Origin of the sequence: Companilactobacillus farciminis KCTC 3681 = DSM 20184 (assembly GCF_002706745.1) — a bacterium.
In the GTDB taxonomy this organism is placed as follows: Bacteria; Bacillota; Bacilli; order Lactobacillales; family Lactobacillaceae; genus Companilactobacillus; species Companilactobacillus farciminis.
Genome location: NZ_CP017702.1, coordinates 1117033 through 1140042, shown reverse-complemented (window position 1 = coordinate 1140042; position 23010 = coordinate 1117033). Strand labels below are relative to the sequence as shown.

Annotated in this window: 26 protein-coding genes; 4 read left to right on the top strand and 22 right to left on the bottom strand. The window is 37.1% G+C overall.

The genetic code is table 11. From position 1 onward, the window contains the following. Positions 1-12: 12 nt before the first annotated feature. The 12 genes from purH to LF20184_RS05585 form a co-directional block, all read right to left on the bottom strand. On the bottom strand, positions 13-1554 hold the full coding sequence (gene purH, locus LF20184_RS05640; protein ID WP_010019478.1) for a bifunctional phosphoribosylaminoimidazolecarboxamide formyltransferase/IMP cyclohydrolase: 1542 nt from the start codon (positions 1552-1554) through the stop codon (positions 13-15). Continuing rightward, complete coding sequence (gene purN, locus LF20184_RS05635) at positions 1554-2135, bottom strand: phosphoribosylglycinamide formyltransferase (RefSeq protein WP_010019477.1); 582 nt, start codon at positions 2133-2135, stop codon at positions 1554-1556. The genes purH and purN overlap by 1 nt, the downstream gene beginning before the upstream one ends. Beyond that, positions 2132-3151 (bottom strand): phosphoribosylformylglycinamidine cyclo-ligase, encoded by a 1020-nt coding sequence (gene purM / locus LF20184_RS05630; RefSeq protein WP_010019476.1) that lies wholly within the window; start codon positions 3149-3151, stop codon positions 2132-2134. The genes purN and purM overlap by 4 nt, the downstream gene beginning before the upstream one ends. A gap of 12 nt (positions 3152-3163) precedes the next feature. Then, positions 3164-4570, bottom strand: a complete 1407-nt coding sequence (gene purF, locus LF20184_RS05625; protein WP_029606561.1) for an amidophosphoribosyltransferase — start codon at positions 4568-4570, stop codon at positions 3164-3166. Next, the gene (gene purL, locus LF20184_RS05620) at positions 4555-6765 is read right to left on the bottom strand and encodes a phosphoribosylformylglycinamidine synthase subunit PurL (RefSeq protein WP_010019473.1); all 2211 of its coding nucleotides are present in this window, start codon (positions 6763-6765) and stop codon (positions 4555-4557) included. Before purL ends, purF begins: the two co-directional genes overlap by 16 nt. Continuing rightward, positions 6765-7439: a phosphoribosylformylglycinamidine synthase subunit PurQ gene (gene purQ, locus LF20184_RS05615; protein WP_056945154.1), complete on the bottom strand. Its 675-nt coding sequence runs from the start codon at positions 7437-7439 to the stop codon at positions 6765-6767. Before purQ ends, purL begins: the two co-directional genes overlap by 1 nt. Next, positions 7440-7688: a phosphoribosylformylglycinamidine synthase subunit PurS gene (gene purS / locus LF20184_RS05610; RefSeq protein WP_010019470.1), complete on the bottom strand. Its 249-nt coding sequence runs from the start codon at positions 7686-7688 to the stop codon at positions 7440-7442. It lies immediately after the preceding gene. A gap of 10 nt (positions 7689-7698) precedes the next feature. Beyond that, complete coding sequence (purC, locus tag LF20184_RS05605; RefSeq protein WP_010019469.1) at positions 7699-8406, bottom strand: phosphoribosylaminoimidazolesuccinocarboxamide synthase; 708 nt, start codon at positions 8404-8406, stop codon at positions 7699-7701. A gap of 2 nt (positions 8407-8408) precedes the next feature. Further along, on the bottom strand, positions 8409-9539 hold the full coding sequence (purK, locus tag LF20184_RS05600) for a 5-(carboxyamino)imidazole ribonucleotide synthase (RefSeq protein ID WP_010019468.1): 1131 nt from the start codon (positions 9537-9539) through the stop codon (positions 8409-8411). Further along, positions 9532-10014: a 5-(carboxyamino)imidazole ribonucleotide mutase gene (purE, locus tag LF20184_RS05595; protein ID WP_010019467.1), complete on the bottom strand. Its 483-nt coding sequence runs from the start codon at positions 10012-10014 to the stop codon at positions 9532-9534. Before purE ends, purK begins: the two co-directional genes overlap by 8 nt. 240 nt (positions 10015-10254) lie before the next feature. Further along, positions 10255-10476 carry a YneF family protein gene (locus LF20184_RS05590; protein ID WP_010019466.1) on the bottom strand — a complete coding sequence of 74 codons (222 nt, stop codon included), beginning with the start codon at positions 10474-10476 and terminating at the stop codon, positions 10255-10257. A 61-nt stretch (positions 10477-10537) separates the two neighbouring features. Then, on the bottom strand, positions 10538-10780 hold the full coding sequence (locus tag LF20184_RS05585; RefSeq protein WP_010019465.1) for a DUF896 domain-containing protein: 243 nt from the start codon (positions 10778-10780) through the stop codon (positions 10538-10540). A 95-nt stretch (positions 10781-10875) separates the two neighbouring features. On the opposite strand from LF20184_RS05585, the gene lexA reads away from it, so the two are divergent. Next, positions 10876-11499: a transcriptional repressor LexA gene (lexA, locus tag LF20184_RS05580; protein ID WP_010019464.1), complete on the top strand. Its 624-nt coding sequence runs from the start codon at positions 10876-10878 to the stop codon at positions 11497-11499. 26 nt (positions 11500-11525) lie between these two features. Here lexA and LF20184_RS05575 read toward each other — a convergent pair whose 3' ends face one another. Both LF20184_RS05575 and serC read right to left on the bottom strand, forming a co-directional pair. Further along, entirely contained in the window at positions 11526-12695 is a 1170-nt protein-coding gene (locus LF20184_RS05575) for a phosphoglycerate dehydrogenase (RefSeq protein WP_010019463.1), read from the bottom strand. Beyond that, positions 12695-13780: a 3-phosphoserine/phosphohydroxythreonine transaminase gene (gene serC, locus LF20184_RS05570; protein WP_010019462.1), complete on the bottom strand. Its 1086-nt coding sequence runs from the start codon at positions 13778-13780 to the stop codon at positions 12695-12697. Before serC ends, LF20184_RS05575 begins: the two co-directional genes overlap by 1 nt. Positions 13781-14094: 314 nt before the next feature. Between serC and LF20184_RS05565 the strand changes: the two genes are divergently transcribed. Together LF20184_RS05565 and LF20184_RS05560 are read left to right on the top strand one after the other, a co-directional pair. Continuing rightward, a complete protein-coding gene (locus LF20184_RS05565; RefSeq protein ID WP_010019461.1) occupies positions 14095-14712 on the top strand; it encodes a histidine phosphatase family protein in 618 nt (205 codons plus the stop codon). Positions 14713-14731: 19 nt separating this feature from the next. Next, positions 14732-15286: a hypothetical protein gene (locus LF20184_RS05560; RefSeq protein ID WP_056945153.1), complete on the top strand. Its 555-nt coding sequence runs from the start codon at positions 14732-14734 to the stop codon at positions 15284-15286. 367 nt (positions 15287-15653) lie between these two features. Here the strand turns inward: LF20184_RS05560 and LF20184_RS05555 are convergent, their stop codons facing one another. After that, the gene (locus LF20184_RS05555) at positions 15654-16637 is read right to left on the bottom strand and encodes a Gfo/Idh/MocA family protein (RefSeq protein WP_010019459.1); all 984 of its coding nucleotides are present in this window, start codon (positions 16635-16637) and stop codon (positions 15654-15656) included. 127 nt (positions 16638-16764) lie between these two features. On the opposite strand from LF20184_RS05555, the gene LF20184_RS05550 reads away from it, so the two are divergent. Continuing rightward, a complete protein-coding gene (locus LF20184_RS05550) occupies positions 16765-17634 on the top strand; it encodes a MurR/RpiR family transcriptional regulator (RefSeq protein WP_056945152.1) in 870 nt (289 codons plus the stop codon). Positions 17635-17691: 57 nt separating this feature from the next. Here LF20184_RS05550 and rplS read toward each other — a convergent pair whose 3' ends face one another. The 7 genes from rplS to ftsY all read right to left on the bottom strand — a co-directional run bounded on the left by rplS (position 17692) and on the right by ftsY (position 23007). Then, entirely contained in the window at positions 17692-18045 is a 354-nt protein-coding gene (rplS, locus tag LF20184_RS05545) for a 50S ribosomal protein L19 (protein ID WP_010019457.1), read from the bottom strand. 113 nt (positions 18046-18158) lie between these two features. Further along, complete coding sequence (gene trmD / locus LF20184_RS05540; protein ID WP_056945151.1) at positions 18159-18887, bottom strand: tRNA (guanosine(37)-N1)-methyltransferase TrmD; 729 nt, start codon at positions 18885-18887, stop codon at positions 18159-18161. After that, positions 18887-19393, bottom strand: a complete 507-nt coding sequence (gene rimM, locus LF20184_RS05535) for a ribosome maturation factor RimM (RefSeq protein WP_010019452.1) — start codon at positions 19391-19393, stop codon at positions 18887-18889. The genes trmD and rimM overlap by 1 nt, the downstream gene beginning before the upstream one ends. 57 nt (positions 19394-19450) lie before the next feature. Further along, positions 19451-19723 (bottom strand): 30S ribosomal protein S16, encoded by a 273-nt coding sequence (gene rpsP, locus LF20184_RS05530; protein ID WP_010019451.1) that lies wholly within the window; start codon positions 19721-19723, stop codon positions 19451-19453. 90 nt (positions 19724-19813) lie between these two features. Continuing rightward, positions 19814-21250: a signal recognition particle protein gene (ffh, locus tag LF20184_RS05525; RefSeq protein ID WP_010019450.1), complete on the bottom strand. Its 1437-nt coding sequence runs from the start codon at positions 21248-21250 to the stop codon at positions 19814-19816. Positions 21251-21259: 9 nt separating this feature from the next. Then, a complete protein-coding gene (gene ylxM, locus LF20184_RS05520; protein ID WP_010019449.1) occupies positions 21260-21601 on the bottom strand; it encodes a YlxM family DNA-binding protein in 342 nt (113 codons plus the stop codon). Beyond that, positions 21601-23007 (bottom strand): signal recognition particle-docking protein FtsY, encoded by a 1407-nt coding sequence (gene ftsY, locus LF20184_RS05515; protein WP_010019448.1) that lies wholly within the window; start codon positions 23005-23007, stop codon positions 21601-21603. The genes ylxM and ftsY overlap by 1 nt, the downstream gene beginning before the upstream one ends. Positions 23008-23010 lie beyond the last annotated feature (3 nt).

Below are 23010 nucleotides of genomic sequence, written 5' to 3'. Positions count from 1 at the left end.
TAAAAAACCTCTCTAGTGTTTGAAGTGTCTTCTACCTGTGAAGACCATTGCAATACCATGTTCATTTGCCATGTCGATTGAGTCTTGATCCTTAATGGAACCACCTGGTTGAACAATAGCTGTAATGTTGTGTTCAGCAGCGTATTGCACACAGTCATCCATTGGGAAGAAGGCATCAGAAGCCATAACTAATGGAGTATGCGTATCAGCTTGTTCTTCTTGTTCAATCGCAATTTTAACTGAACCGATACGATTCATTTGACCAGCACCAATACCAAGTGTCTTGTCAGTCGTTGAGATAACGATGGCATTACTCTTAACGTGCTTAACGATTTGTTGACCGAATAATAAAGCTTTCATTTCTTCATCGGTTGGAGCTTTTTTAGTAACGACCTTAAATTCATCGAGCTTGTCTACAGTACTATCACGTTCTTGAACTAATAATCCACCCATAACAGATACATAATCATATTTGTCAGCAGATTTAGCCTTGGAGAAATCAAGTGTCAAAAGACGAATGTTCTTTTTAGCTTCTAGAATTTCTAGAGCTTCTGGAGTGAAACTAGGAGCAATTACGATTTCCAAGAAAATCTTGTGCATTTCTTCAGCAATTTCCTTAGTAACTTCACGGTTGACCGCTACGATACCACCAAAAATTGACATTGTATCAGCTGTATAAGCTTTTCTCCATGCCTTGTAAATTGATTCATCATCAACCCCAACGCCACAAGGATTCATATGCTTCAAAGCGGCAACACAAGGTTGGTCAAAATCAGCCACGATTCTTAAAGCAGCGTCAGCATCCTTGATATTGTTGAATGATAATTCCTTACCATGTAGTTGTTTAGCTGAAGCAATTGAATATTCACTTGGCATAGCACTTTGATAAAAGGCAGCCTTTTGATGAGAATTTTCACCGTATCTTAATTCTTGATGATAATCGTATCCTAGAACTTCAACATCTGGGAATTCATCCCCATTTAGATCAGTCAAATAATGAGCAATAATGCTATCGTATTGAGCTGTATGACGGAAAGCCTTGGCAGCTAAACGACGGCGTAAAACAGTATCGTCTTCATCTGATTTAATGCTTTCAAGAACAGTTTCATAATCCTTATTATCAATAACTACATATACACTCTTGAAATTCTTAGAAGCAGAACGAATCATTGAAGGTCCGCCGATATCGATTTGTTCAATAGCTTGTGCGGGCGTAACGTCTGCTTTTGAAATAGTTTCTTTAAATGGATAAAGATTGACACAAACTAAATCAATTGTATTAATATTGAGCTTTTCAAGTGTTTTCATGTGTTCTGGATTGTCACGTTTAGCTAACAATCCAGCATGAACGACTGGATGCAATGTCTTCACACGACCATCGAGAATTTCTGGAAATTTAGTTACTTCATCGATTTCAGTTACTTTAACGCCTGCTTCTTGGAGTTTCTTATATGTGCCACCAGTTGAAATAATTTCAAAATCATTAGCGATTAAACCTTTAGCAAATTCAACTACACCTGTTTTATCTGAAACACTGATCAAAGCTCTCTTCATTATTTGGCCACCTCATTATTTTTATTTAATAAATCAAGAATTACTTGGCGATACATTTGATGCTCAGTTTGATGAATTCTTGCTTCCAAACTAGCTTCAGTATCATTTCGTAAACGAACGACTTTGCACTGCTTGATAACTGGACCAGTATCTACCCCTTCATCAATATAATGAATCGTCACGCCAGTTACTTCATCCCCTGCAGCAAAAGCCCGTTCAATCGCTTCTAATCCCGAAAATTTTGGCAACAGTGATGGATGAATATTAATAATGCGATTAGGATAAGCACCTAATAAAGTCTTCGTAACTACTTTCATATAACCTGCTAATAAAACGTATTCGATCTTCAACGGCTTTAATTTATCGACAATAGCTTGTTCGTAAGCATTACGATCTGGATAATCAGCTAATCGATTAACAAATACCGGAATATGATACTTTTCAGCCCGTTTTAAAACGTGAGCTTGGGGTTGATCACATACTAAGAGTTCGATTTCTAACCCTAAATTCCTTAACTCATCTGATTTAGCAATGGCTTCAAAATTACTACCATTACCTGAAGCAAAGACGGCTACTCTCATAGCTTATCTCCTTTCAAAATCAGACTTTGAGATTCCTTTGGTACTAGTTCACCAATCGTATAAGCATTAGTCTTAGTCTCATTCAATAATTCCAAAACTTCAATTTCTCTGGCAGGATCGACAGCAATGACCATCCCGATACCCATATTGAAAATGTTATACATATCGCTTAGCTCTAATTGTCCGTATTTTTGCAAAATATCAAAGATAGGTAACTTTGGCCAAACATCGACATTGATTGACGCCGTTAAATCATCTGGCAACATTCGAGGAATATTCTCAAGAAAACCTCCACCAGTGATGTGACTGATGCCTTTGATCAAACGTTCTTCTAACAACGGAACAACGTCTTCAACATAAATCTTTGTCGGTGTTAACAATAATTCACCTAAAGTCTTTCCAGATGCTTCTGGCAATACGTCATTGATAGAAAAATTGTGATCTTGGAAGAAAATCTTTCGAACGAGCGAATAGCCATTAGAATGAATACCACTAGATGTGATACCAATCAAAACATCGCCAGCTTTTAGATTTTGTTTTTGCAATAAACCGTCCTTTTCACAAATACCAACTGAAAATCCTGCTAAGTCATAATCTTTTTCACTATAAACACCAGGCATTTCAGCAGTTTCGCCACCAATCAAAGCAGCGTTTGCTTGATTGCAACCGGCAATTACGCCTTTGAGTATTTCTTCGACCTTGTGATCGATTTTGCCAGTTGAAATATAGTCTAGGAAGTATTGAGGAATAGCACCTTGCGACAAAATATCGTTGACACACATTGCCACCAAATCAATACCAATCGTATCCCACTTCTTGGCTTCATTCGTCAGTAACAATTTCGTCCCGACACCATCATCGCTAGAAACTAGAACTGGATGTTTGTAGCCTTCTGGAATCTCGTAAACACCGCCAAAATTGCCGATATTTTTATTGTGAGTGTTTTGTTTAACAAACTTAGAAATCTTATAGCCTGATTGAATATCAACACCCGCATCTTGATAGGGATTGGACATCTTGATGCCTCCTTATTTTTTGGACTCGTAATCATAGAGATACGTTGGATAATCGCCATTGAAATATGACATATCCAAACCAGAATATGGTGCATCCGCATTTAAACCAATTGCTTTAATCAAGCCATCTTCACTGAGAAACTTCAATGAATCAGAGCCAAACATTTGGTTCATTTCAGGAATCGACTTGTGAGCAGCAATCAACTCGCTCTTTTCTTGAATATCGATACCGTAAAAACATGGATGCATAAAACGTGGTGAAGCAATTCTTAGATGAACTTCAACGGCACCAGCGTCACGCAATAATTGCACGATATAGGCACAAGTAGTTCCACGGACGATTGAATCATCGACCAAAATCACTCGTTTGCCACGAACGACACCTTTGACAGCAGCCAACTTTTGACGAACACTCTTTTCACGTAATTCTTTAGTTGGTTGGATAAATTCACGTCCCATATATTGGTTCTTGATCAAGCCCATTTCGTAAGGCAAACCAATCTCTTCAGCATATCCACTCGCTGCTGATAAAGAAGAGTTAGGAACACCCACGACAATATCTCCGTCAGCTGGGGCTTCTTTAGCAAGATTGGCACCCATACGTTTTCTGGCTGAATGAACGTTGATACCCAAAATGTCAGAATCTGGTCGTGCGAAGTAAATAAATTCCATAGAACAAATTGCCAATTGTGTCTTCTTAGTCCAGTGATCAATTTCCATACCTGAATCAGAGATGGTGATCAATTCTCCAGGTTGAACGTTACGAATCAAGGTAGCGCCAACAGCATCCAAAGCACACGTCTCACTAGCTACTACGAAACCACCGTTAGGCAATTTACCGATTGATAAAGGTCTAAATCCATGGGAATCAAGCGCTACGATCAAAGCGTCCTTTGTCAACAACAAGTATGCGAAACCACCTTGAATCTTATTGAGTGCTTCGACGATTTTTTCGTGTAATGTAGGTGCATTGGAAACTTTAATGAGATGCACTAAAACTTCTGAATCAGAACTAGATTTAAAAATATGACCCTTTTCTTCTAATTCTTTTTTGAGCGTAATTGCATTCGTCAGGTTACCGTTATGTGCTAGAGCGATTTGACTGTCTGTAAAATCAAACAATAATGGCTGAACGTTTTCAATTTTGTTCTCACCGGCTGTCGAATAACGAACGTGACCAATCGCTGAATCGCCGACTAGACTGTTGAGAAATTCTGGCTTAGAAAAAACTTGTGTCAACAATCCTAAATTACGATAAGTTCGTAATCTTTTACCATCATTAGCAACAATTCCGGCGCCTTCTTGACCACGATGTTGCAGACTGTGCAATCCTAAATAAGTTAAATAGTTAGCATTTTCAGCTCCCCAAACACCAAACACACCACATTCTTCATTCAAACTCTTTACTTCATTAAGCACGCAATCGCCTCTTTCCAACTACTCTTAGCTGTCTGCCCATCAATTTGAACAGTCTCATCAGCTGTAGTAATTTTGAAAATATTTTGAGAACTAACAAAACCTAATAATTCAAAATCTCTTTGTACTATTTTTTCAAACGCTACTTGATTTTCTGGTGCTACGGTTACTAAGAATCGTGATTGAGTTTCTGAGAACATTTGCTTTGAAGTTAATTTAGTTTCAATCTCAAAGCCTAGTTCATTTTCAAAAGCTGATTCTGACAAAGCAACTGCTAGACCACCTTCAGAAAGATCGTGACAACTCTTTAGTAAACCTTGATTGATAGCTTGTCTGATCAAATCTTGGTGTAGTTTTTCTTGATTGAGGTCTAGTGGTCTTAAATCACCTTTTAATTGCTTCATCTGTTCCATTTGAATTTCTGAGCCATTGAAGTCATTATCCGTTTGTCCTAAGACATAAATTAAGTCTTGGCTCTGCTTGAAATCACTTGTAGTAACTTTTTTAATATCGTCGATCAAGCCGACCATCCCAACCATTGGACTAGGATAAATAGCTACTTCGTTATATTCGTTGTAAAGTGAGACATTTCCGGAAATAACTGGCGTATCAACTACTTCACAGGCACTTGCAATTCCTTCGACACTCTTATCTAGTTCATAAAAGGCTTCTGGATCTTCGGGATTTCCGTAATTTAAACAGTCAGTGATACCGATTGGCAAACCACCGCTGGCAACAATATTTCTAGCTGCTTCCATAACAGCAATTTGTCCACCGACATAAGGATTTAAATAAACATACTTAGAATTGCTATCGTTAGTAACTGCGATGGCTTTTTTTGTGCCACGAATTCTAACTACACCGGCATCGCTACCAGGACGAACCAGAGTATTAGCTTTAACTTGAGAATCATAAGTCTGATAAAAATGTTTCTTACTTGCGATATTAGGACGCTTTAACATGTCCAGCCAAGTTTCTTTCAATGAAGAAATCGTTGGTTCAAAGTGAAAATCCTTATCATCAATCATTCTTTGAGGTTGTTTTTCAGCTCGGTCATATTCTGGAACGTCTTCAGTCAAACTATCAACCGGAATATCAGTTACTAATTCATTGTGGTGATAAATACGATATTGCTTATCATTGGTAACTTCTCCAATAACAACGGCATCCAATTCAAAACGTCTAAAGAACATCAATACGTCATCGACGAATTCTGGCTTTACGCACAGAACCATTCGCTCTTGAGATTCTGACAACATCATTTCGTAAGCTGTCATTCCAGTTTCTCGTTGTGGCACACGATCTAGATTCAATTTCAAACCTGAACCTGCTTTAGAAGCCATTTCAGCGGTTGAAGAAACTAAACCGGCAGCACCCATATCTTGAATACCTAAAACCCATTCAGAATGTTGTTCGATGATTTCAACACAGGCATCCATCAATAATTTTTCAATGAAAGGATTCCCAACTTGAACAGCTGAACGTTGCTTGTTTTTCGTGTCGGTAAATTCATCTGAGGCAAAGGTTGCTCCATGGATTCCATCACGACCAGTCTTAGCACCGACATAGACAATCAAATTCTTATCGCCACTAGCTTTACCGTGCTTGAAGTCAGTACTGTTCAACAAACCAATGCACATGGCATTGACGAGTGGATTGTGTTCGTAGCAATCTTCAAACGAGATTTCCCCACCAATAGTTGGCAAACCGATACAGTTTCCATAGCCACCAATACCAGCAACTACTTCGTTAACTAAATGCTTCGTTTTTCCATCTTTCAATGGTCCAAATTTCAAACTATTCATCAAAGCGATTGGTTGAGCACCCATTGAGAAAATATCTCTAATGATTCCCCCAACACCGGTTGCGGCACCTTGATACGGTTCGACAGCTGATGGATGGTTGTGACTTTCGGCTTTGAAAACGACAGCTTGATTATCGCCAATGTCTAAAATACCAGCATCTTCACCGGGACCTGCTAAAACACGGTCACTGTGATTTGGCATTTTGCGAAGAACTTTTTTGGAATTCTTATAAGAACAATGTTCACTCCACATTACCGAATAAAGTCCAGTTTCAGTGTAGTTAGGGAGACGATGTAAAATCTTTTCACTGATCAAGTCGTACTCTTCATCAGTTAGACCCCATTGTTGGTAAATTTTTTCAGTTTTAATTTGTTTTGCAGTAGGTTCAGTCATTAGTCATTCACCTTTACTTCTGGATTGATTAACGATTGGAACAATTTCAAACCATCGTCAGAACCGAGGATTTCTTCAATCGCTCTTTCTGGATGGGGCATCATTCCCAATACATTTTTTTCTTTATTAGCAATGCCGGCAATTTGGTCCACGCTGCCATTGATATTATCTTTATATTTGAAAATGATTTGGTGATTCTCTTTTAATTCTTGCAAAGTTGCTTCATCACAGTAATAACGACCTTCACCGTGAGCTACTGGAACTTTGATCACTTCTTTTGGTTGATAATGACTTGTGAAAACAGTTTGATTATTCTCAACTTCAAGATCGACAGTCTCACAAATAAAGCGACTCTTTTCGTTTTGGATTAAGGCACCTGGCAACAAACCTAGCTCAGTTAAAATCTGGAAACCATTGCAAATTCCTAAAACGATTTTGCCTTCATTAGCAAAGCGAATAATCTCTTTAACGATCGGTGCATGCACTGCAATTGCCCCACTACGTAAATAGTCACCGTATGAAAAACCACCAGGAATCAAAACACCGTCGAAACCATCCAAGGATGTAGCTCGATAGTCGACTAATTCAACTTCTTGTTTGACACCATCGCGAATCGCATAAAAGAGGTCCATATCACAATTTGAACCAGGGAAATTCACTACTGCAAATTTCATTTATTCAGCCTCCGTAATTTCATAGCGATAAGTTTCAATATTAGGATTTGCTAACAGGTCATCACAAATTTTGTCGACATCGTTTTCTAATTCTTGATAGTCATTGGCAAACTTCAATTCAAAGTACTTGCCCATGTGAACGTCAGATATTTTGTCATAACCCATTGTATTAATGGCAGATTTGATTGCTTCTCCTTGTGCATCTAAAACGGAATCCTTCAAAGTGACATAAACTTTAACTAATTTCATTGCTTCTCTCCTATTTATCTTGTAGTCGTTGCAAGACGTCGTGGTATGTTTCAACTAAATCGCCTTCGTGTTTTCTAAAAACATCTTTATCCATTGAATGGTGACTAGTTTTATCCCAAAGACGGCAATTGTCTGGTGAAAATTCATCTACTAAAATGATTTGACCGTTATATTTACCAAATTCCAATTTGAAATCTACTAAATCAAAGTCAGCTTTAGCAAAGAAAGGAATCAACAATTGATTGATTTCTAAAGCTTGTTCCTTGATGACCTCAACTTCTTCTTTATCGGCAATTCCTAGTGCATGGATCTGTGATTCGTTGATGAAAGGATCATCTAGAGCATCGCTCTTATAATAAAATTCGATAATTGGAGTCGATAATTTCTGACCTTCTTCAATTTGGAATTTTCTTACTAAAGATCCGGAAGTGATATTTCTTAAAACTACTTCTAAAGAAAAGACGTCAGTTTTTTTAACCAATTGTTCATGATCTGAAAGATTTTTGACCAAGTGAGTTTTGATGCCATTCTTGATCAAATAGTCAAAAACTAACATAGAGATTTGGCAATTCAAAACACCTTTACCTGGCAAAATTTCTTTTTTCTTACCATTGAAAGCTGTTGCTTGATCCTTATAAACCATCAAAACTTCATCTTCATTTTCAGCTTGATACACGTTCTTAGCTTTTCCTTCGTAAAGCAACTTTTCATTTGTCATTTTTACACGTCCCAAATTGAATTATTTTCGATAGCTTGTTTAGTCTTTTCAAGGTCATCACTCAAAATTGTGATGTGTCCCATCTTACGGTTTTCTTTGACAGCATCCTTGCCATAGTCATGAAAATGCCATTCTGGATGTTGACTCAATTCTTTTTTAGCAGGCTCCAAATGCTGTCCCAAAAGGTTGACCATGGCAGCTGGTTTTAGAAGTTCTACTTGTGGCATTGCCAAATTGCAAACTCCACGAATATGAGCATCGAATTGAGAAATATTGCATGCTTCAATCGTTAAATGACCGGAATTATGAGGTCTTGGAGCAATCTCATTAACAAAAACTTCGTCTTCATCAGAAATAAAGAATTCGATACACATCGTGCCAACTAATTCGAGTTTTTCAGCTAAAGTTTCAGCAACGTTATAAATATGTTGAGCACTCTTTTCACTGATTTGTGCTGGACAAGTACTCAAATGCAAAATATTGTGGCGATGAACATTTTCAATAATTGGAAAAATTGACTTATCGCCTTTACTGTTAGCAGAAACGACAACTGAAACTTCTTTTTCCAAATTGATTTTTTTCTCCAACATGCAAGGGCCTTGCATCAACAAATGCTCAATATCGGCATAACAGACATTCTCTGGATCAGTGACTAATATTTGTCCTTTGCCATCATAGCCGCCACGAATCGTCTTCAAAATTACTGGTGCGCCTAATTTTTCTACGCCGCGATGATATTCGAAGATATTTTCAATCACAACGTGTGGCACAGTTGAAAAACCATTAGCTTCAATAAAATCTTTTTCAGAAATTCGATTTTGAGTAACTTTCAAAGCTTTAGTACCTTGAGGCACTTGAGTGTATTTCTTAACTTCATTGATAGCTGCTGCATCAACATTTTCAAACTCGTAAGTTAAAACGTCGCATCTTTTGGCTAATTCAACGAGCTGATCAACGTCCGAATATTGGGCTACGATTTGGTCATCAGACACTTGAGCAGCTGAACAATTTTCTTGTGGATCTAAAATAATTACTTTATAACCCATTTCTTTGGCACAAAAGGACATCATCTGACCTAATTGACCACCACCGATAATTCCAATTGTTGAGCCGGGTAAAATTGTCTTATCCAAGGTCTTTCCCACTTTCTAGCGATTTGTCGTGCATCGCTTGAACATATTTCCTTAATGATTCTTGATAAGTTTCATTTTGTAATGCGCAGATCTTAGTGGCTAAAATTGCCGCATTCTTCGCTCCAGCTTCACCAATGGAAACAGTTGCTACTGGAACTCCTGCTGGCATTTGTACTATTGAAAGCAATGAGTCCATCCCTTTGAGATATCTCGATGGAACCGGCACCCCAATCACCGGTAAAATTGTTGATGATGCAATCATGCCAGGTAAATGAGCAGCTCCCCCTGCTCCAGCAATGATCACTTTGAAAGTATCCTTAGCGCCTCTAGCAAAATCGAGCATCTCTTGAGGCGTACGGTGCGCTGAAATCACTTTGGCTTCATAACTAACTCCGAGTTCTTGCAAAACATCGATTGTTGCTTGCATAACTTTTAAGTCGGAAATGGAACCCATAACTATCGCTACATCAGACATTAAAAATTTCCACCTTTCTTGCTTTGGTATCCAAAGTTTATCAGGGTTTTCATTTTCTTTCAATGCAAAAAGCGTATTTTATACAATATTTTTCGTATATTATTCGTGTTTAACGTTTACATTTTGTCAATTATAATTACACAAATATTTTTAGTTCGTGATTTAGTGATTGACTAATTTTTTGCATAAAAAAATAAGCGGTACACATATAAAAATATGCATATCGCTTATTTTGTTTAACTACTTGTTATTCTTTTGTGAATTCTTCATAGTATTCATTAATTGATTAAGTTTCTTTTGTGAAGGCTTTTGTCCCATTTGAGCCATCATTTGCTTAATCATATCAGCACTGATTGGTGGATTGTCTTGGAAATATTTCTTCATATACCATCTAGCAGCGAAGAAACCACCAACTAGGCCAATCAACAAAGCTAAAATACCAACGACTATTGTTGTTCCCATTTATGTTTCACCCTTTCCATATACTTATTAATATTACAAAAAAAATTCAATAAATGAAAGTCTAATCGTCACGTAATCTCTTTTTACGTTGAATTTCTCTAACTTTTTCAGGAGTTACTTCGTTTCCTTGCTTATCAAAGACACGTAACATTTCAATTTGTGATTTAAAACTAGCACGGAAGTTCTTCAAGTATTCTTTTCTAAGTTCTGCTTGTTGATCTTCTTCCTCTTTAGTAATCGTGCCGGCCTTAGCCTTGTGGGCTAATTCATTGATTTTCTTAAGTAATTCGTCTTGTTCGTTCATTTTATCAAATCTCCCTAATACAATCGAACACTTGTTTGAACTTGTATTCAAATTTTGATACAATCTATTTAAGATATTAACAATGAGGTGTTCTAATGTCAAAAGCTGAAGGCTCTAAACAGTCACAAATTTTACAATGCATTTATGATTACTTAGATGAACATGGATATCCGCCTACTGTTAGAGAGATCTGCGAAGCCGTAGATTTATCTTCAACATCAACGGTCCACGGTCATTTATCTCGTCTTGAAAAGAAAGGCTACATTCAACGTGACCCTACAAAGCCACGTGCTATCGAGTTAACAACTATCGGACTCAGTTCAATTGGAATCAAGTCAAAACAAATTCCTATCTTAGGTACTGTTGCGGCTGGTCAACCAATTACCGCTGAAAGAAATCCTGATGGTTACTTCCCAATCCCACCTGACTTGAATCGTGAATCTGGTGAATTGTTCATGCTAGAAATTCACGGTGAAAGTATGATCAACGCGGGGATCTACGATGGTGACCACGTTATCGTTCACGAACAAAACTTTGCAAACAACGGTGAAATCATTATTGCAATGACTGAAGATATCGAAGCCACTTGCAAGAGATTTTATCAAGAAAATGGACATTACCGCCTACAACCTGAAAACGATACGATGGACCCTATCATCTTAGACAACGTCGAGATCTTAGGAAAAGTTGTTGGATTATATCGTTCACAAATATTCTAAGCCACTCATTTAATTGAGTGGTTTTTTTATTGATGTTTTATCAGACGAACACGATAAACTTCAGGAATAGAATTCAAATGGTGAATCAAATCTTCAGCATCATCTTGATTCAAATCGTTCACGTCAACGATCGTATAAGCCACTTTATCTTTAGCCGCATTAGCCATATTTTCAATATTGATTTGACGATTAGCTAGTTGCGTACTGATCTGTCCAACCATGTTAGGAACATTTTGGTGAATTACGGTAATTCGAAAAGCTGTTTCAAATGCTACCTGCATATTTGGCAAATTGACACAATTAGTCGTATCGCCATTTTGCAAATAATCCATAACGGTATTAGCACCTTGAATAGCTCCATTTGATTCAGCTTCTAAAGTTGAACCACCGATATGTGGAGTGATGGTAATCTTTGGATTGTCAGCAATGATCGGTTCACCAAAGTCGGTACAGTAATGATTGATTTTTTGATTACGAATAGCTTTAACAGCAGCCTTATTATCGACGATACCAACTCTAGAATAGTTGAACAAAACTGCCCCATCTTTCATTTCATTGATTTCTGGAGTACTGATCAAACCAATTGTCTCTTCATTCTTAGGCACGTGAATAGTTACAAAGTCGGCACTCTTAACGGCTTTTTTAATTGTATCAACTCGTTTAACTTTATTGTTGATTCTCCAAGCAGCATTAGCTGATAAATAAGGATCATAACCAATTACTTTCATCCCTAATCCTAACGCAGCATTGGCAACTAGAGAACCAACGTGGCCTAACCCAATTACTGCAATTTTTTTACCAGCTAATTCTGTACCATTGAATTTAGTTTTGTCTTTTTCAGTTCGTTGAGAAACATCGGCTTCTGTATGTTCATCTGAATATTGGTGTGCCTCAAAGAGATTTCTCTTCGTAGCAATCATTAGAGCAACTATCAATTCTTTAACGGCATTAGCATTACTACCGGGAGTATTAAAAACTGCAATTCCCTTTTCAGTCACGCGGTCTAACGGAATATTGTTAACACCGGCACCAGCTCTAACAATCGTCTTTAGGCTCTGTGGAAAATCAGCTTCCAACAAATTAACTGATCTAATCAAATAAGCATCTGGATCATCAGTCTTATTAATTTCAAAATCATTTCTAAAAGTATCTAAGCCGCTTTGGGCAATCGCATTAAAAGTTTTTACATCATACATTAGTGTTTCCCCCAGTAATCTTTTTCAAATTTATTTAAGAAGTCAACTAGTTTTTCGACTCCAATATAAGGCATTGCATTGTACAAACTAGCTCGCATTCCGCCAACTGAACGATGGCCTTTAATATTCAATAAACCGACTTCACTAGCTTGTTGAATCAATTCTTGATCTAATTCTGGCTTGCCCGTCACAAAAGGCACATTCGTTAAGGAACGGTCTTGTTTCATGACTGGTGCTGTAAATAATTTAGAATCGTCTAAGAAGTCGTACAATAAATCAGACTTTTTACGATTACGACGATCCATTTCCTTAACTCCACCTTGTTCTTTGACCCATTTCAAAACTAATCCAGCTACATAAATTGCAAAAACAGGTGGCGTGTTGAACATCGAATTCTTTTTGGCAAATAGTTCATAATCGATCATGCTAGGAAGATTCTTCGCCTTACCGATCAGATCATCTTTGACTACGACGATAGTTAATCCAGCAATACCAACATTCTTTTGAGCTCCCACCATCATCAAATCGAATTTAGAAAAATCATAATCTTGTGCTAAGAAATTGGACGACAAGTCAGCTACCAACGGAGTATTCCCTGTCTTTGGCAAACGATTATAGGCTGTTCCTTCAATCGTATTATTAGTTGTAATGTGCAAGTAATCGTAAGTGTCTTGTGGCAAGTCTTTTAACGCTGGCAACTGAGTGTAGTGAAGATTCTTCGTTGAATCTATGACATCCACTTCAATACCTAAACGACTAGCTTCATCCCTTGCACGATCAGCCCAATGACCACTATCTAACAGAGCAATTTTTTTATGTTCAGTTGCTAGATTCAAAGGAGCTGCCGTAAACTGCAATGTACAACCTCCTTGGAAGAACAGTACGTGATAATCATCTGGCACTTGCAACAGTTCTTTTAAATCTTGTTGTGCTTGGTCGATAACTTCATCAAATAGATTTGAACGATGAGATATTTCCATCACGCTCATCCCTGAATTATCAAAGGATGGCAAATCTTCCTTAATTCTTTTAATGACCTCGGTTGGCAAAACAGCTGGTCCGGCTGAAAAATTATAAACTACCATGAATTCCACTCCTTTAAAAAATTAGATAAAAAAATCCCCACAGATAAAATCTCTGTGAGGAAACTAGTTGGTTTAATTTATTAACCTCACAGTTATGAATTTGGCTTCATACATGAGGTTTAGTTAATAAGCCTACATGTATATACGTGTAGACTTGGAGGAGACTGTAAGGTTTAATGTATTTTTGATATTTTTCATATTAAAGAACCTCCAATTAACTTAAATAAACTTTAACATTCTTTTAATAATTGTCAACTAGCAATCTTTAATTATTATGAATATAATTAAATCAAGACAATCATCTAGGAGGAAATATGACTCAATTTTACTTTATTCGTCATGGACAGACGAAAGCCAATGTCCTAAAAATGAAGCAAGGCACAATTAATTCAGAAATCACTTATCTCAATGATAACGGTCAAAAACAAGCCAAAACCTTGCGTGACCACTTTGATATCAGTTTTGCGGATAGAATTATTTCTAGTCCTTTGAATCGTACTAAACAAACTACTGAAATTCTCAATCAAAAAGCTAAATTGCCAGTCAGTTTTGACAAACGATTATTAGAAATTTCATATGGTCAATGGGACGGACAAAAAAACGCTGACTTGAGAAAACAACACCCCGATGCTTATAATGATTATTGGGACGACGTTTTACCAATGTACGTCAAATATGCTCAAGATGGCGAAACTTTTGATGACGTGATTAATCGCGTGCATGAATTTATGGTTGAAACTACCAATAAGTACCCTAATGAAAAAATCATTTGCATAACGCATGGTTTTACGATTAAAGCCGGTGCTTTGGATGTTTTAAAACCACAAGATCCAATGAGTCTGCCAGAACCAAGAAATACCAGTGTTACCAAAATAACTAGCGTCAACGATAAAGAGTTTTATTTGGGGTACTATAATCAAGTGTTTAACTAAAACTTCGAGATGAAAAAATGTGACAATTCAACAATTAGAAAATGAAATTATCAAGCAAAAAATTACTGATTTTACCGGTCTAAGTGGTTTAGCAAGCGTTAGAAATAGTGACATAGAAGAATATTTTTATGGCTTCATGGATTGGCTGATTGAAAATAAGATCCTAGAAAAAGTAAATGATTATTCTGAAGTCAATCTAACTTTGCAATACATCAATTCCGATGATTTTATCGTCTGGATCTTACATTTCGGCGACGTTTATGCCAACTTGCGTGAACGCTATTCAGAGATCATCTACCCTAACGGTCTTGATAAGTCGGCAACTAATCAATTGAAACAACTAAAAAAAATCAATCCAAAGTATTCTTTTTTAGTTGCTTTGACTCATCATCTTAAAAGCAGCCAATTTTATTCTGATCGTGATATTAATAAACTCGATTCACTATTGAAAAGAATTCCTAACAACAATAACAGTAAAATCAAACGTAATTCTGCTTTGGGACAAGCTTTATTCGACTCTTTATACACTTTATCCAATTATGGAATTGAACGAATGGTTAAAAAAAGCATTTAAAAATCCGCTATCGAATGAGATTTTTTCTTAAATTGGATTGGCGATATAATTCCGTCCTCCATAGCAAAGAAAATTTGGCTGGAACAATGTGGGCACGACTTGGAGCCTTTGCTAAGCCCAAGTTCGGGCAAAGTCTTCAAGCTCGACCTTTCACTAGGCAATAAATTGCCAAGAGAAATTTCACATTTGAGCCAATTTTCTTTGCTATTCCGGACTAGATAGTGGTCTTATTTTTTATATCAATAAATTAAAAGCATCTACTTTGATAAGTGCGTAGCAAGTAACATAGGCACTCTATTCAAAGTAGATGCTTTTTTGAATTACATAAAATAAATAATAAAAAACGTTACCTACTCGGTAAATGATATTAGTCTAACTTTAAATCAGCTGATTCTAAGGCTTTCTTTACGACCCACATGACATCTTCACTGTGTTGAAGGTGTTGTTGAACTGCTTGTAAATCGTTAGTTCTAATGATTCTTTCAAATTCAACGAACTCTTGATACATCCGATGTGGATAAACGTTGTGATCGATTTTTTCAACCAATTCTTTGTCATTGTCATAAATGTCAAATGATTTCATTTCATTAGTTGGACCATTGACTACGATTGATCCATGGTTACCTTGAATAACGCTACTTCTAAACGGAATAACGGAATCTTTAGCACCGATTGCTACTGCTTTGACAGTCCCATAATCCAAGGTCAAAATACCTGACGTATCGATATTACGCTCAACGTTTGGCAAATACGTTACTTTCTTAGGACGTCCCAACAAGCCAACGATAAAGTGAATATTATAAATATTTAGATCCATCAAGGCTCCACCACCTTTTTTAGGGTCAAATGCTGGCAAAATTTTTCCAGCTTTAAAGGCATCATATCGAGATGAATATTGTGAATAATTACTCTCAATAATTTTCAAATCGCCCAATTCAGGCAACTTCTTTTTTAAATCGAGGAAGTTTTGTAGATATTGAGTTGTAATTGCTTCTAGTAAGATCAAATGCTTCTCTAAAGCAATCTTTTTCAAATCTTCGAATTCTTCATATTTAACTGTGAAAGGTTTTTCTGAAATGACATTTTTTCCATTCTCCAAAGCTTTCTTGGCAAATTGATAATGCAAGAAATTAGGAACAGCAACGTACACAGTATCAAAATCGCTCTTCTTTAAAGCCTCGTCAAAGTCAGTAAAGACTTGCCCAATATGGTATTCACTCTGCAATTGTTTCAAAGTATCAATGCTTCTATTCGTACCGATAATGGCTGTTAATTGTGTTTCTTTTAGATCCTTGGTAATCGTCAAAAAGTCATGTACGATATTACCTGAACCAATAATTGCTAATTTCATTTTCTATACCTCCAAATCTTTTATCAACTCCATTGAACCACGACTTATTAAGTAATAATGTAATATATACGAAATGGTAAAAATATTCCAATTATTTTAATATCGAAAACAAATTAGGTGAAACATTATGACAATTATTAACCAACTAAAAGCTCAAAACAATTTCAACGGTTCTGAAAAAGACTTGGCCGAATATATTTTGAAGAATAAAGAAGCGGTTTTAAATTTATCGATTCAAAAACTAGCTACCAATACCTTCAGTTCAACTTCCACGGTCGTCAGACTATGTCGAAAAATTGGCTTAAAGGGTTTTAAGGATTTCAAAATCAAATTATCAGCTGAATTACAAAAACACTACGACGACATTTCTACTATTGATCCGGACTTCCCCTTTACTGAAGATGATTCCAACAAAGAAATCGCGCAAAAGATTGCTAATGTTATGGAAACATCGATCAAACAGACGAGTGAACTTTTGGACAATTCTACTTTGGAAAAAGCTATCCGATTGATTTTAAAGGCTAAAAATTTAGGCATTTTTGCTTACGGCGATACTTATATTTCAGCCTTGAGCTTCCAAAATAAACTGATGAAGATCAACTTCCACGCCCAATTGCCAACTTTAGTTGAAGAGAGCAATTTCTTGGCTGCTAACTTTCAAAAAGAAGACTGTGCTATCGTAATTTCTTACAGTGGTCAAACGAAAAGTACCTACCAAATGACAAAAATCCTACGGCTCAACGGCTGTTGCATCATTGCCATTACCGCCAACAAAAACTCCAAAATTGCTCAGCTCAGTGATTTAATCATTCCCGTCAATGATTCTGAAAGCTCGACTGACAAAATCTCACCTTTTGCTTCAAGTGCGGCTATCGATTACGTTTTAAACACATTATATTCAGGACTATTTGTCGCCAACTACGATGACAATCAACGACATCGCTTAGCTTCGGAAAAACTTTTCTCCGATTCTAGATTTTCAGGGCAAAAAAAATAAACCACCTTTTACGGGTGGTTTATTTTTTAGAAGTTTAACTTCACTGTTTGCATTAAATTAGATGTCACGACGACGTTCTTTAATACGAGCAGCCTTACCTGTACGAGCACGTAGGTAGTAAAGCTTGCTACGACGTACACGACCATGTCTGATAACTTCGATTTGTTCAACACGAGGTGTGTTCAATGGGAATGTTCTTTCAACACCAACACCATTACTGATCTTACGAACAGTATATGTTGCACTGATTCCTGAACCATGTCTCTTGATTACGACACCTTCGAATAATTGAACACGTTCACGTGATCCTTCAACAACCTTAGCATGTACACGAATAGTGTCACCACTACGGAAGTCAGGAATATCAGAACGTAATTGTTCTTTAGTAATATCTTGAATTAATTTATTCATAAATAATTTCTCCCTACCGACACTCTTATATATCTCGGACATACAGCGGAATATCGTTAATATGTGCGTTCAAACACTCTTAATATGATACTTTATTTGAACTTAATTGTAAACTAATTATTTTGACGAATTTTACGTAAAAGCTTCTTTTCTTCGTCAGTCAACGAAGCATGCTCCAATAAATCGGGACGACGCTCCAAAGTCTTCTTCAAGGCTTGTTCTAAACGCCAGAGACGGATTTTTTCATGGTCCCCACTGATTAACACGTCAGGAACTTTTTTGCCTCGAAAATCGGCCGGACGTGAGTATTGAGGATATTCTAACAAGTTGTTTGAGAAAGATTCCTCTTCAGCTGAAAATGAATTCCCTAATACGCCTGGCACGAACCGTAACGTCGCATCGATCATACTCATCGTTGGCAACTCGCCACCCGTCAAAATATAATCGCCGATTGACACTTCATCGGTCACCAAATCTTTAACACGCTCATCAAAACCTTCGTAATGTCCACAGATGAATACCAATTGATCCTCTTTAGCAAAATCTTTGGCCATCTTAGTGTTGAAAGTTTTACCAGCCGGATCTAATAAGACAACTCTCTTTTTACCCGGCTTTTTCTTTTCAACATAATCCATTGCGTCGTAAATCGGTTGAGCTTGCAAAAGCATCCCAGCTCCACCGCCATATGGCGCGTCGTCAACGTGGTTTTGCTTATTAGTAGTAAAGTCACGAAAATCGACAACATCAATATTTACGAGTTCTTTTTCTTGTGCTTTTCCAATCAATGACTCATTTAGTGCCTGAAACATTTTTGGAAAAATACTTAAAATTGTAATATCCATTAATCTATCAACCCATCCGGTATTTCAACTTTGACCTCTTTATTTTCAAGGTCAACTTCCTTAATTACATCATCGATATAAGGCAACAAAATTTCCTTATACTTTGGACTCTTGACGACCCAAACATCGTTGGAACCTAATTCGATGATCTCAGTGATTTTACCAACCTCACCTAAATTCTTATCGATCACATTCAAACCAATGATCTGACTGTAAAGAAATTCGCCATCTTCTAAGTCGCTTACTTCTTCACCGTTGGCGAACAATTCTGACTTAACGAATTTTTCAACGTCATTAATATTGTCATAGCCCTTTAATTTAACTAAAACAAAATTTTTATGTGGACATGATGATTCAACGACAAATTCTGTTTTATCTTTCAAAAACAATTTTGCGCCTGACTTAAAACGGTCCTTAGGAAAATCGGTAATGGGAATTACTCGCAATTCACCTTTAATACCATGAGTATTTACGATAGTACCAACACGATATAATTTTTCAGTCATTTTTCCTCCGTGAATAAAAATGGAACCACGACAATTGTCTGGTCCCATTAAAAATTACTATTTTGTAAATTTGCTTTCGTGGAACTTTTGCATAATTCCGTGTTGTTTCAACAAGTGACGAACAGTATCTGAAGGTTGTGCACCTTTGTTTAACCATTCAACGATCTTGTCATCATCCAACTTGATTTCTTCTGGTTGTGAAATTGGGTTGTAGTAACCAACTTGTTCGATAAAGCGACCATCACGTGGTGAACGTGAATCTGCAACTACCAATCTGTAAAATGGTCTTAACTTACTACCCATACGTTTCATTCTGATTTTAACTGACATATGTTTGTTTCCTCCTAAATACTTAACTTTGTTAGTATACACAAAAAAATAGATGCTGTAAAGTTTTTTTCTTGACAGCATCTATTTTTTTTATGATTTGAAACGTTTGATTTTCTTTAAGCGCTTCTTCTTATTCTTTTTATTACGACGGACCATTGATTTCATAGCCATCTTACCTAGACGACCTTGAACTCCATTACCCATCAATTGTTCCATTCCGGCCATGTTACCTTTACTCATCTTATTCATCATGTCACGGGATTGCTTGAATTGCTTGATCATACGGTTAACGTTTTGCACGCTTTGACCAGAACCAGCGGCAATTCTACGACGACGTGAAGGATTCAAAAGGTCTGGATCTTCACGTTCCTTAGGTGTCATTGAATAGACGATAGCCTTTAAGTGGGCAATATCCTTTTCACCAATATTGATATTAGCTAAAGCAGGATTATTAGCCATTCCTGGAATCATCTTCATCAATTCATCCAAAGGACCCATCTTTTGAATTTGATCCATTTGATCGATAAAGTCGTTGAAATCAAAACTATTTTCACGAATCTTTTCGGCAACTTGCTTAGCTTGCTCTTCGTTGTAATCAGTTTGGGCTTTTTCAATCAAGGTCAACATGTCACCCATACCTAGGATTCTGTTGGCCATACGATCAGGATGGAAAACATCTAATTGATCGAGTTTTTCACCTTGTCCGATGAACTTGATTGGCTTACCAGTAACGGAACGAATTGAAAGTGCAGCACCACCACGAGTGTCACCATCCAACTTCGTCAAAACTACACCGGTAATATCTAGTTGTTCATCAAAACCGTGAGCAACTTTAGCAGCTACTTGACCAGTCATTGAATCAGCAACGAACAAGATTTCATTTGGATGTGCCAAATCTTTGATCTTTTGAAGTTCTTCCATCAACTGCTCATCGATTTCCAAACGTCCAGCCGTATCAATAATTACATAGTCATTTTTATTTTCTTTCGCTACTGCCAAACCATTTTTAACGATTTCAACTGGATCGTGATCTGTTCCTTCATCGTAAACTGGTACGTCCAATTGTTGACCGATAGTCTTTAACTGTTCAATCGCAGCTGGACGATAAACGTCTCCGGCGATGAAAAATGGACGAGCTTTGTCATTTGTCTTCAAACGATTAGCTAATTTACCGGCTGTAGTAGTTTTACCAGCACCTTGGAGACCAACCATCATGATAATCGTTGGAATGTGCGGTGCTTTATTCAATGGAACTGCTTCTTGTCCCATCAACTTCGTCAACTCTTCATCAACAATCTTGATAACTTGTTGTGAAGGAGTCAAACTTTCCATTACTTCTGCGCCTAAGGCACGTTCACGGACAGTCTTAACGAAAGTCTTAACGACGTCAAAATTAACATCGGCTTCCAATAAGGCCATTCGAACTTCACGCATTACTTTACGAACATCTTCGTCAGAAAGCTTACCTTTTCCCTTTAAGGAAGAAAAAACTTTTTGTAAACGTTCGCTTAATCCTTCAAAAGCCATACTCTACTCCTACATTTCATTTATTTTAGAAATTCTTTGTACTAACGCTAATAATTCTTTATCATCGGCATACTTAGTTTGCACCAATTGACTAAGATTCTTTGAAATATCATCAATTTCTTGAGTCTTCTCAACTAATCCGAGTTCTTTCTCAAATGATTCTAACAAATTGACGGAACGATGCAAGTTATCCAAAACTGCTTGTCTGGAAACATCTAACTGCTCAGAAATCTCACTGAGTGAAAAATCCTCCACATAATAGAGATCCATATAGCGACTTTGCTTTTTCGTCAATAACGAATGATAAAAATTATACAGCAGATTGATTCGGGTCGTTTCATCAATATCCATTACTTATTTGAGGCTCCAACGATTAAATCTTTGAAGAGGCCATAAATGAACTTCTCTGGGTCAAAGTCACGTAAGTCATCCATTTGTTCTCCCAAACCAACTAACTTAACTGGAATATGCAATTCGTTTCTGATTGCCAAGACGACCCCACCTTGGGAACTTCCATCCAATTTAGTCAAAACAATTCCTGAAACATCAGTCGTCTCGTTGAATTGTTTAGCTTGACTCAAAGCATTTTGTCCAGTTGAACCGTCAAGTACCAATAAGACTTCTTGTGGTGCATCTGGCAATTCACGAGTAATAACACGCTTGATTTTTTCTAGCTCACGCATCAAGCCTTCTTTATTTTGCAAACGTCCAGCAGTATCAACTAACAAGATATCGAAATCCTCATTAACTGCTCGTTGAACGGCATCATAAACGACCGAAGCTGGATCAGTGTGTGCTTTACTTGCTTGAACAGGAACATTTACACGTTTACCCCATTCTTGCAATTGTTCGATTGCTCCAGCTCTAAACGTATCACCAGCAGCTAATAAGACCTTCTTACCTTCTGATTGGTAACGATGGGCAAGCTTTCCGATAGTAGTAGTTTTACCAGCACCGTTGACACCGACGAACAAGAAGATAGTAGGTGTTTTGTCAGTACTGAACTTCAAATCATTATCTTCGTCCTTACCTTCTTCACCGTACATATCAACTAATTTACGCACAATAACGTTAGAAACATCAGATTTTTTCTTGGCATTTTCCAACTTAACTTCTTCACGCAATTCATCAGAAATACGCATAGCTGTTTCATAGCCAACATCAGACTCAATCAACAATTCTTCCAAATCATCAAAGAAATCCTCATCGACACTTCTAAAGTTAGCTAGGAAATGATTCAAACGAGAACTAAAGGAGTTACGACTCTTCTTCAAGCCTTCGTCATACTCTTTGACATCATCCTTTGGCTTTTCAGTTTCTTCGGATTCTTTAGGCTCTTCAGTTTCTTTAGATTCTTCAGCAACTGGCTCAGTAGTTTCTTCTTCAGTTTCTTCATCCGATTCAGAAACTTCTTCTGGAGCTGATTCTTCAGGAGTGTTTTCTGGCTCTTCTTTAACGGTTTCAGAAGAATTCTCAGGTTTAGTTTCAGATTCCGGCTCTGGTTCTACCGTTTTTGATTCAGGTTCTTCAACAGTAGGCTCTGCTGGTTCTGGCTTTTCTTCAACTGTTGATTCATCTTCAGTAGCTTCCTCTGGTTGAGCTTCTGGTGTGGACTCTTTTTCTTCAGGAGAAGCTGGTTCTGGTTTTGAATTTTGGTCAGATTCAGGGGCTTGTTCTGAAGATTTTTTCTCTAATTCTTTTTCTTCAGAATCATCTTTGCCGGTAAAGGCTTTTTTAATTCGATCAAATAATCCCATTAT

Excerpts from the sequence above, each read along its gene's own strand:
- purH (WP_010019478.1), bottom strand. The coding sequence starts at position 1,554 with ATGAAGAGAGCTTTGATCAGTGTTTCAGATAAAACAGGTGTAGTTGAA.
- purN (WP_010019477.1), bottom strand. The coding sequence starts at position 2,135 with ATGAGAGTAGCCGTCTTTGCTTCAGGTAATGGTAGTAATTTTGAAGCC.
- purM (WP_010019476.1), bottom strand. The coding sequence starts at position 3,151 with ATGTCCAATCCCTATCAAGATGCGGGTGTTGATATTCAATCAGGCTAT.
- purL (WP_010019473.1), bottom strand. The coding sequence starts at position 6,765 with ATGACTGAACCTACTGCAAAACAAATTAAAACTGAAAAAATTTACCAA.
- purQ (WP_056945154.1), bottom strand. The coding sequence starts at position 7,439 with ATGAAATTTGCAGTAGTGAATTTCCCTGGTTCAAATTGTGATATGGAC.
- purS (WP_010019470.1), bottom strand. The coding sequence starts at position 7,688 with ATGAAATTAGTTAAAGTTTATGTCACTTTGAAGGATTCCGTTTTAGAT.
- purC (WP_010019469.1), bottom strand. The coding sequence starts at position 8,406 with ATGACAAATGAAAAGTTGCTTTACGAAGGAAAAGCTAAGAACGTGTAT.
- purE (WP_010019467.1), bottom strand. The coding sequence starts at position 10,014 with ATGTCTGATGTAGCGATAGTTATGGGTTCCATTTCCGACTTAAAAGTT.
- LF20184_RS05590 (WP_010019466.1), bottom strand. The coding sequence starts at position 10,476 with ATGGGAACAACAATAGTCGTTGGTATTTTAGCTTTGTTGATTGGCCTA.
- LF20184_RS05585 (WP_010019465.1), bottom strand. The coding sequence starts at position 10,780 with ATGAACGAACAAGACGAATTACTTAAGAAAATCAATGAATTAGCCCAC.
- lexA (WP_010019464.1), top strand. The coding sequence starts at position 10,876 with ATGTCAAAAGCTGAAGGCTCTAAACAGTCACAAATTTTACAATGCATT.
- LF20184_RS05575 (WP_010019463.1), bottom strand. The coding sequence starts at position 12,695 with ATGTATGATGTAAAAACTTTTAATGCGATTGCCCAAAGCGGCTTAGAT.
- serC (WP_010019462.1), bottom strand. The coding sequence starts at position 13,780 with ATGGTAGTTTATAATTTTTCAGCCGGACCAGCTGTTTTGCCAACCGAG.
- LF20184_RS05565 (WP_010019461.1), top strand. The coding sequence starts at position 14,095 with ATGACTCAATTTTACTTTATTCGTCATGGACAGACGAAAGCCAATGTC.
- LF20184_RS05555 (WP_010019459.1), bottom strand. The coding sequence starts at position 16,637 with ATGAAATTAGCAATTATTGGTTCAGGTAATATCGTACATGACTTTTTG.
- LF20184_RS05550 (WP_056945152.1), top strand. The coding sequence starts at position 16,765 with ATGACAATTATTAACCAACTAAAAGCTCAAAACAATTTCAACGGTTCT.
- rplS (WP_010019457.1), bottom strand. The coding sequence starts at position 18,045 with ATGAATAAATTAATTCAAGATATTACTAAAGAACAATTACGTTCTGAT.
- trmD (WP_056945151.1), bottom strand. The coding sequence starts at position 18,887 with ATGGATATTACAATTTTAAGTATTTTTCCAAAAATGTTTCAGGCACTA.
- rimM (WP_010019452.1), bottom strand. The coding sequence starts at position 19,393 with ATGACTGAAAAATTATATCGTGTTGGTACTATCGTAAATACTCATGGT.
- rpsP (WP_010019451.1), bottom strand. The coding sequence starts at position 19,723 with ATGTCAGTTAAAATCAGAATGAAACGTATGGGTAGTAAGTTAAGACCA.
- ffh (WP_010019450.1), bottom strand. The coding sequence starts at position 21,250 with ATGGCTTTTGAAGGATTAAGCGAACGTTTACAAAAAGTTTTTTCTTCC.
- ylxM (WP_010019449.1), bottom strand. The coding sequence starts at position 21,601 with ATGGATATTGATGAAACGACCCGAATCAATCTGCTGTATAATTTTTAT.
- ftsY (WP_010019448.1), bottom strand. The coding sequence starts at position 23,007 with ATGGGATTATTTGATCGAATTAAAAAAGCCTTTACCGGCAAAGATGAT.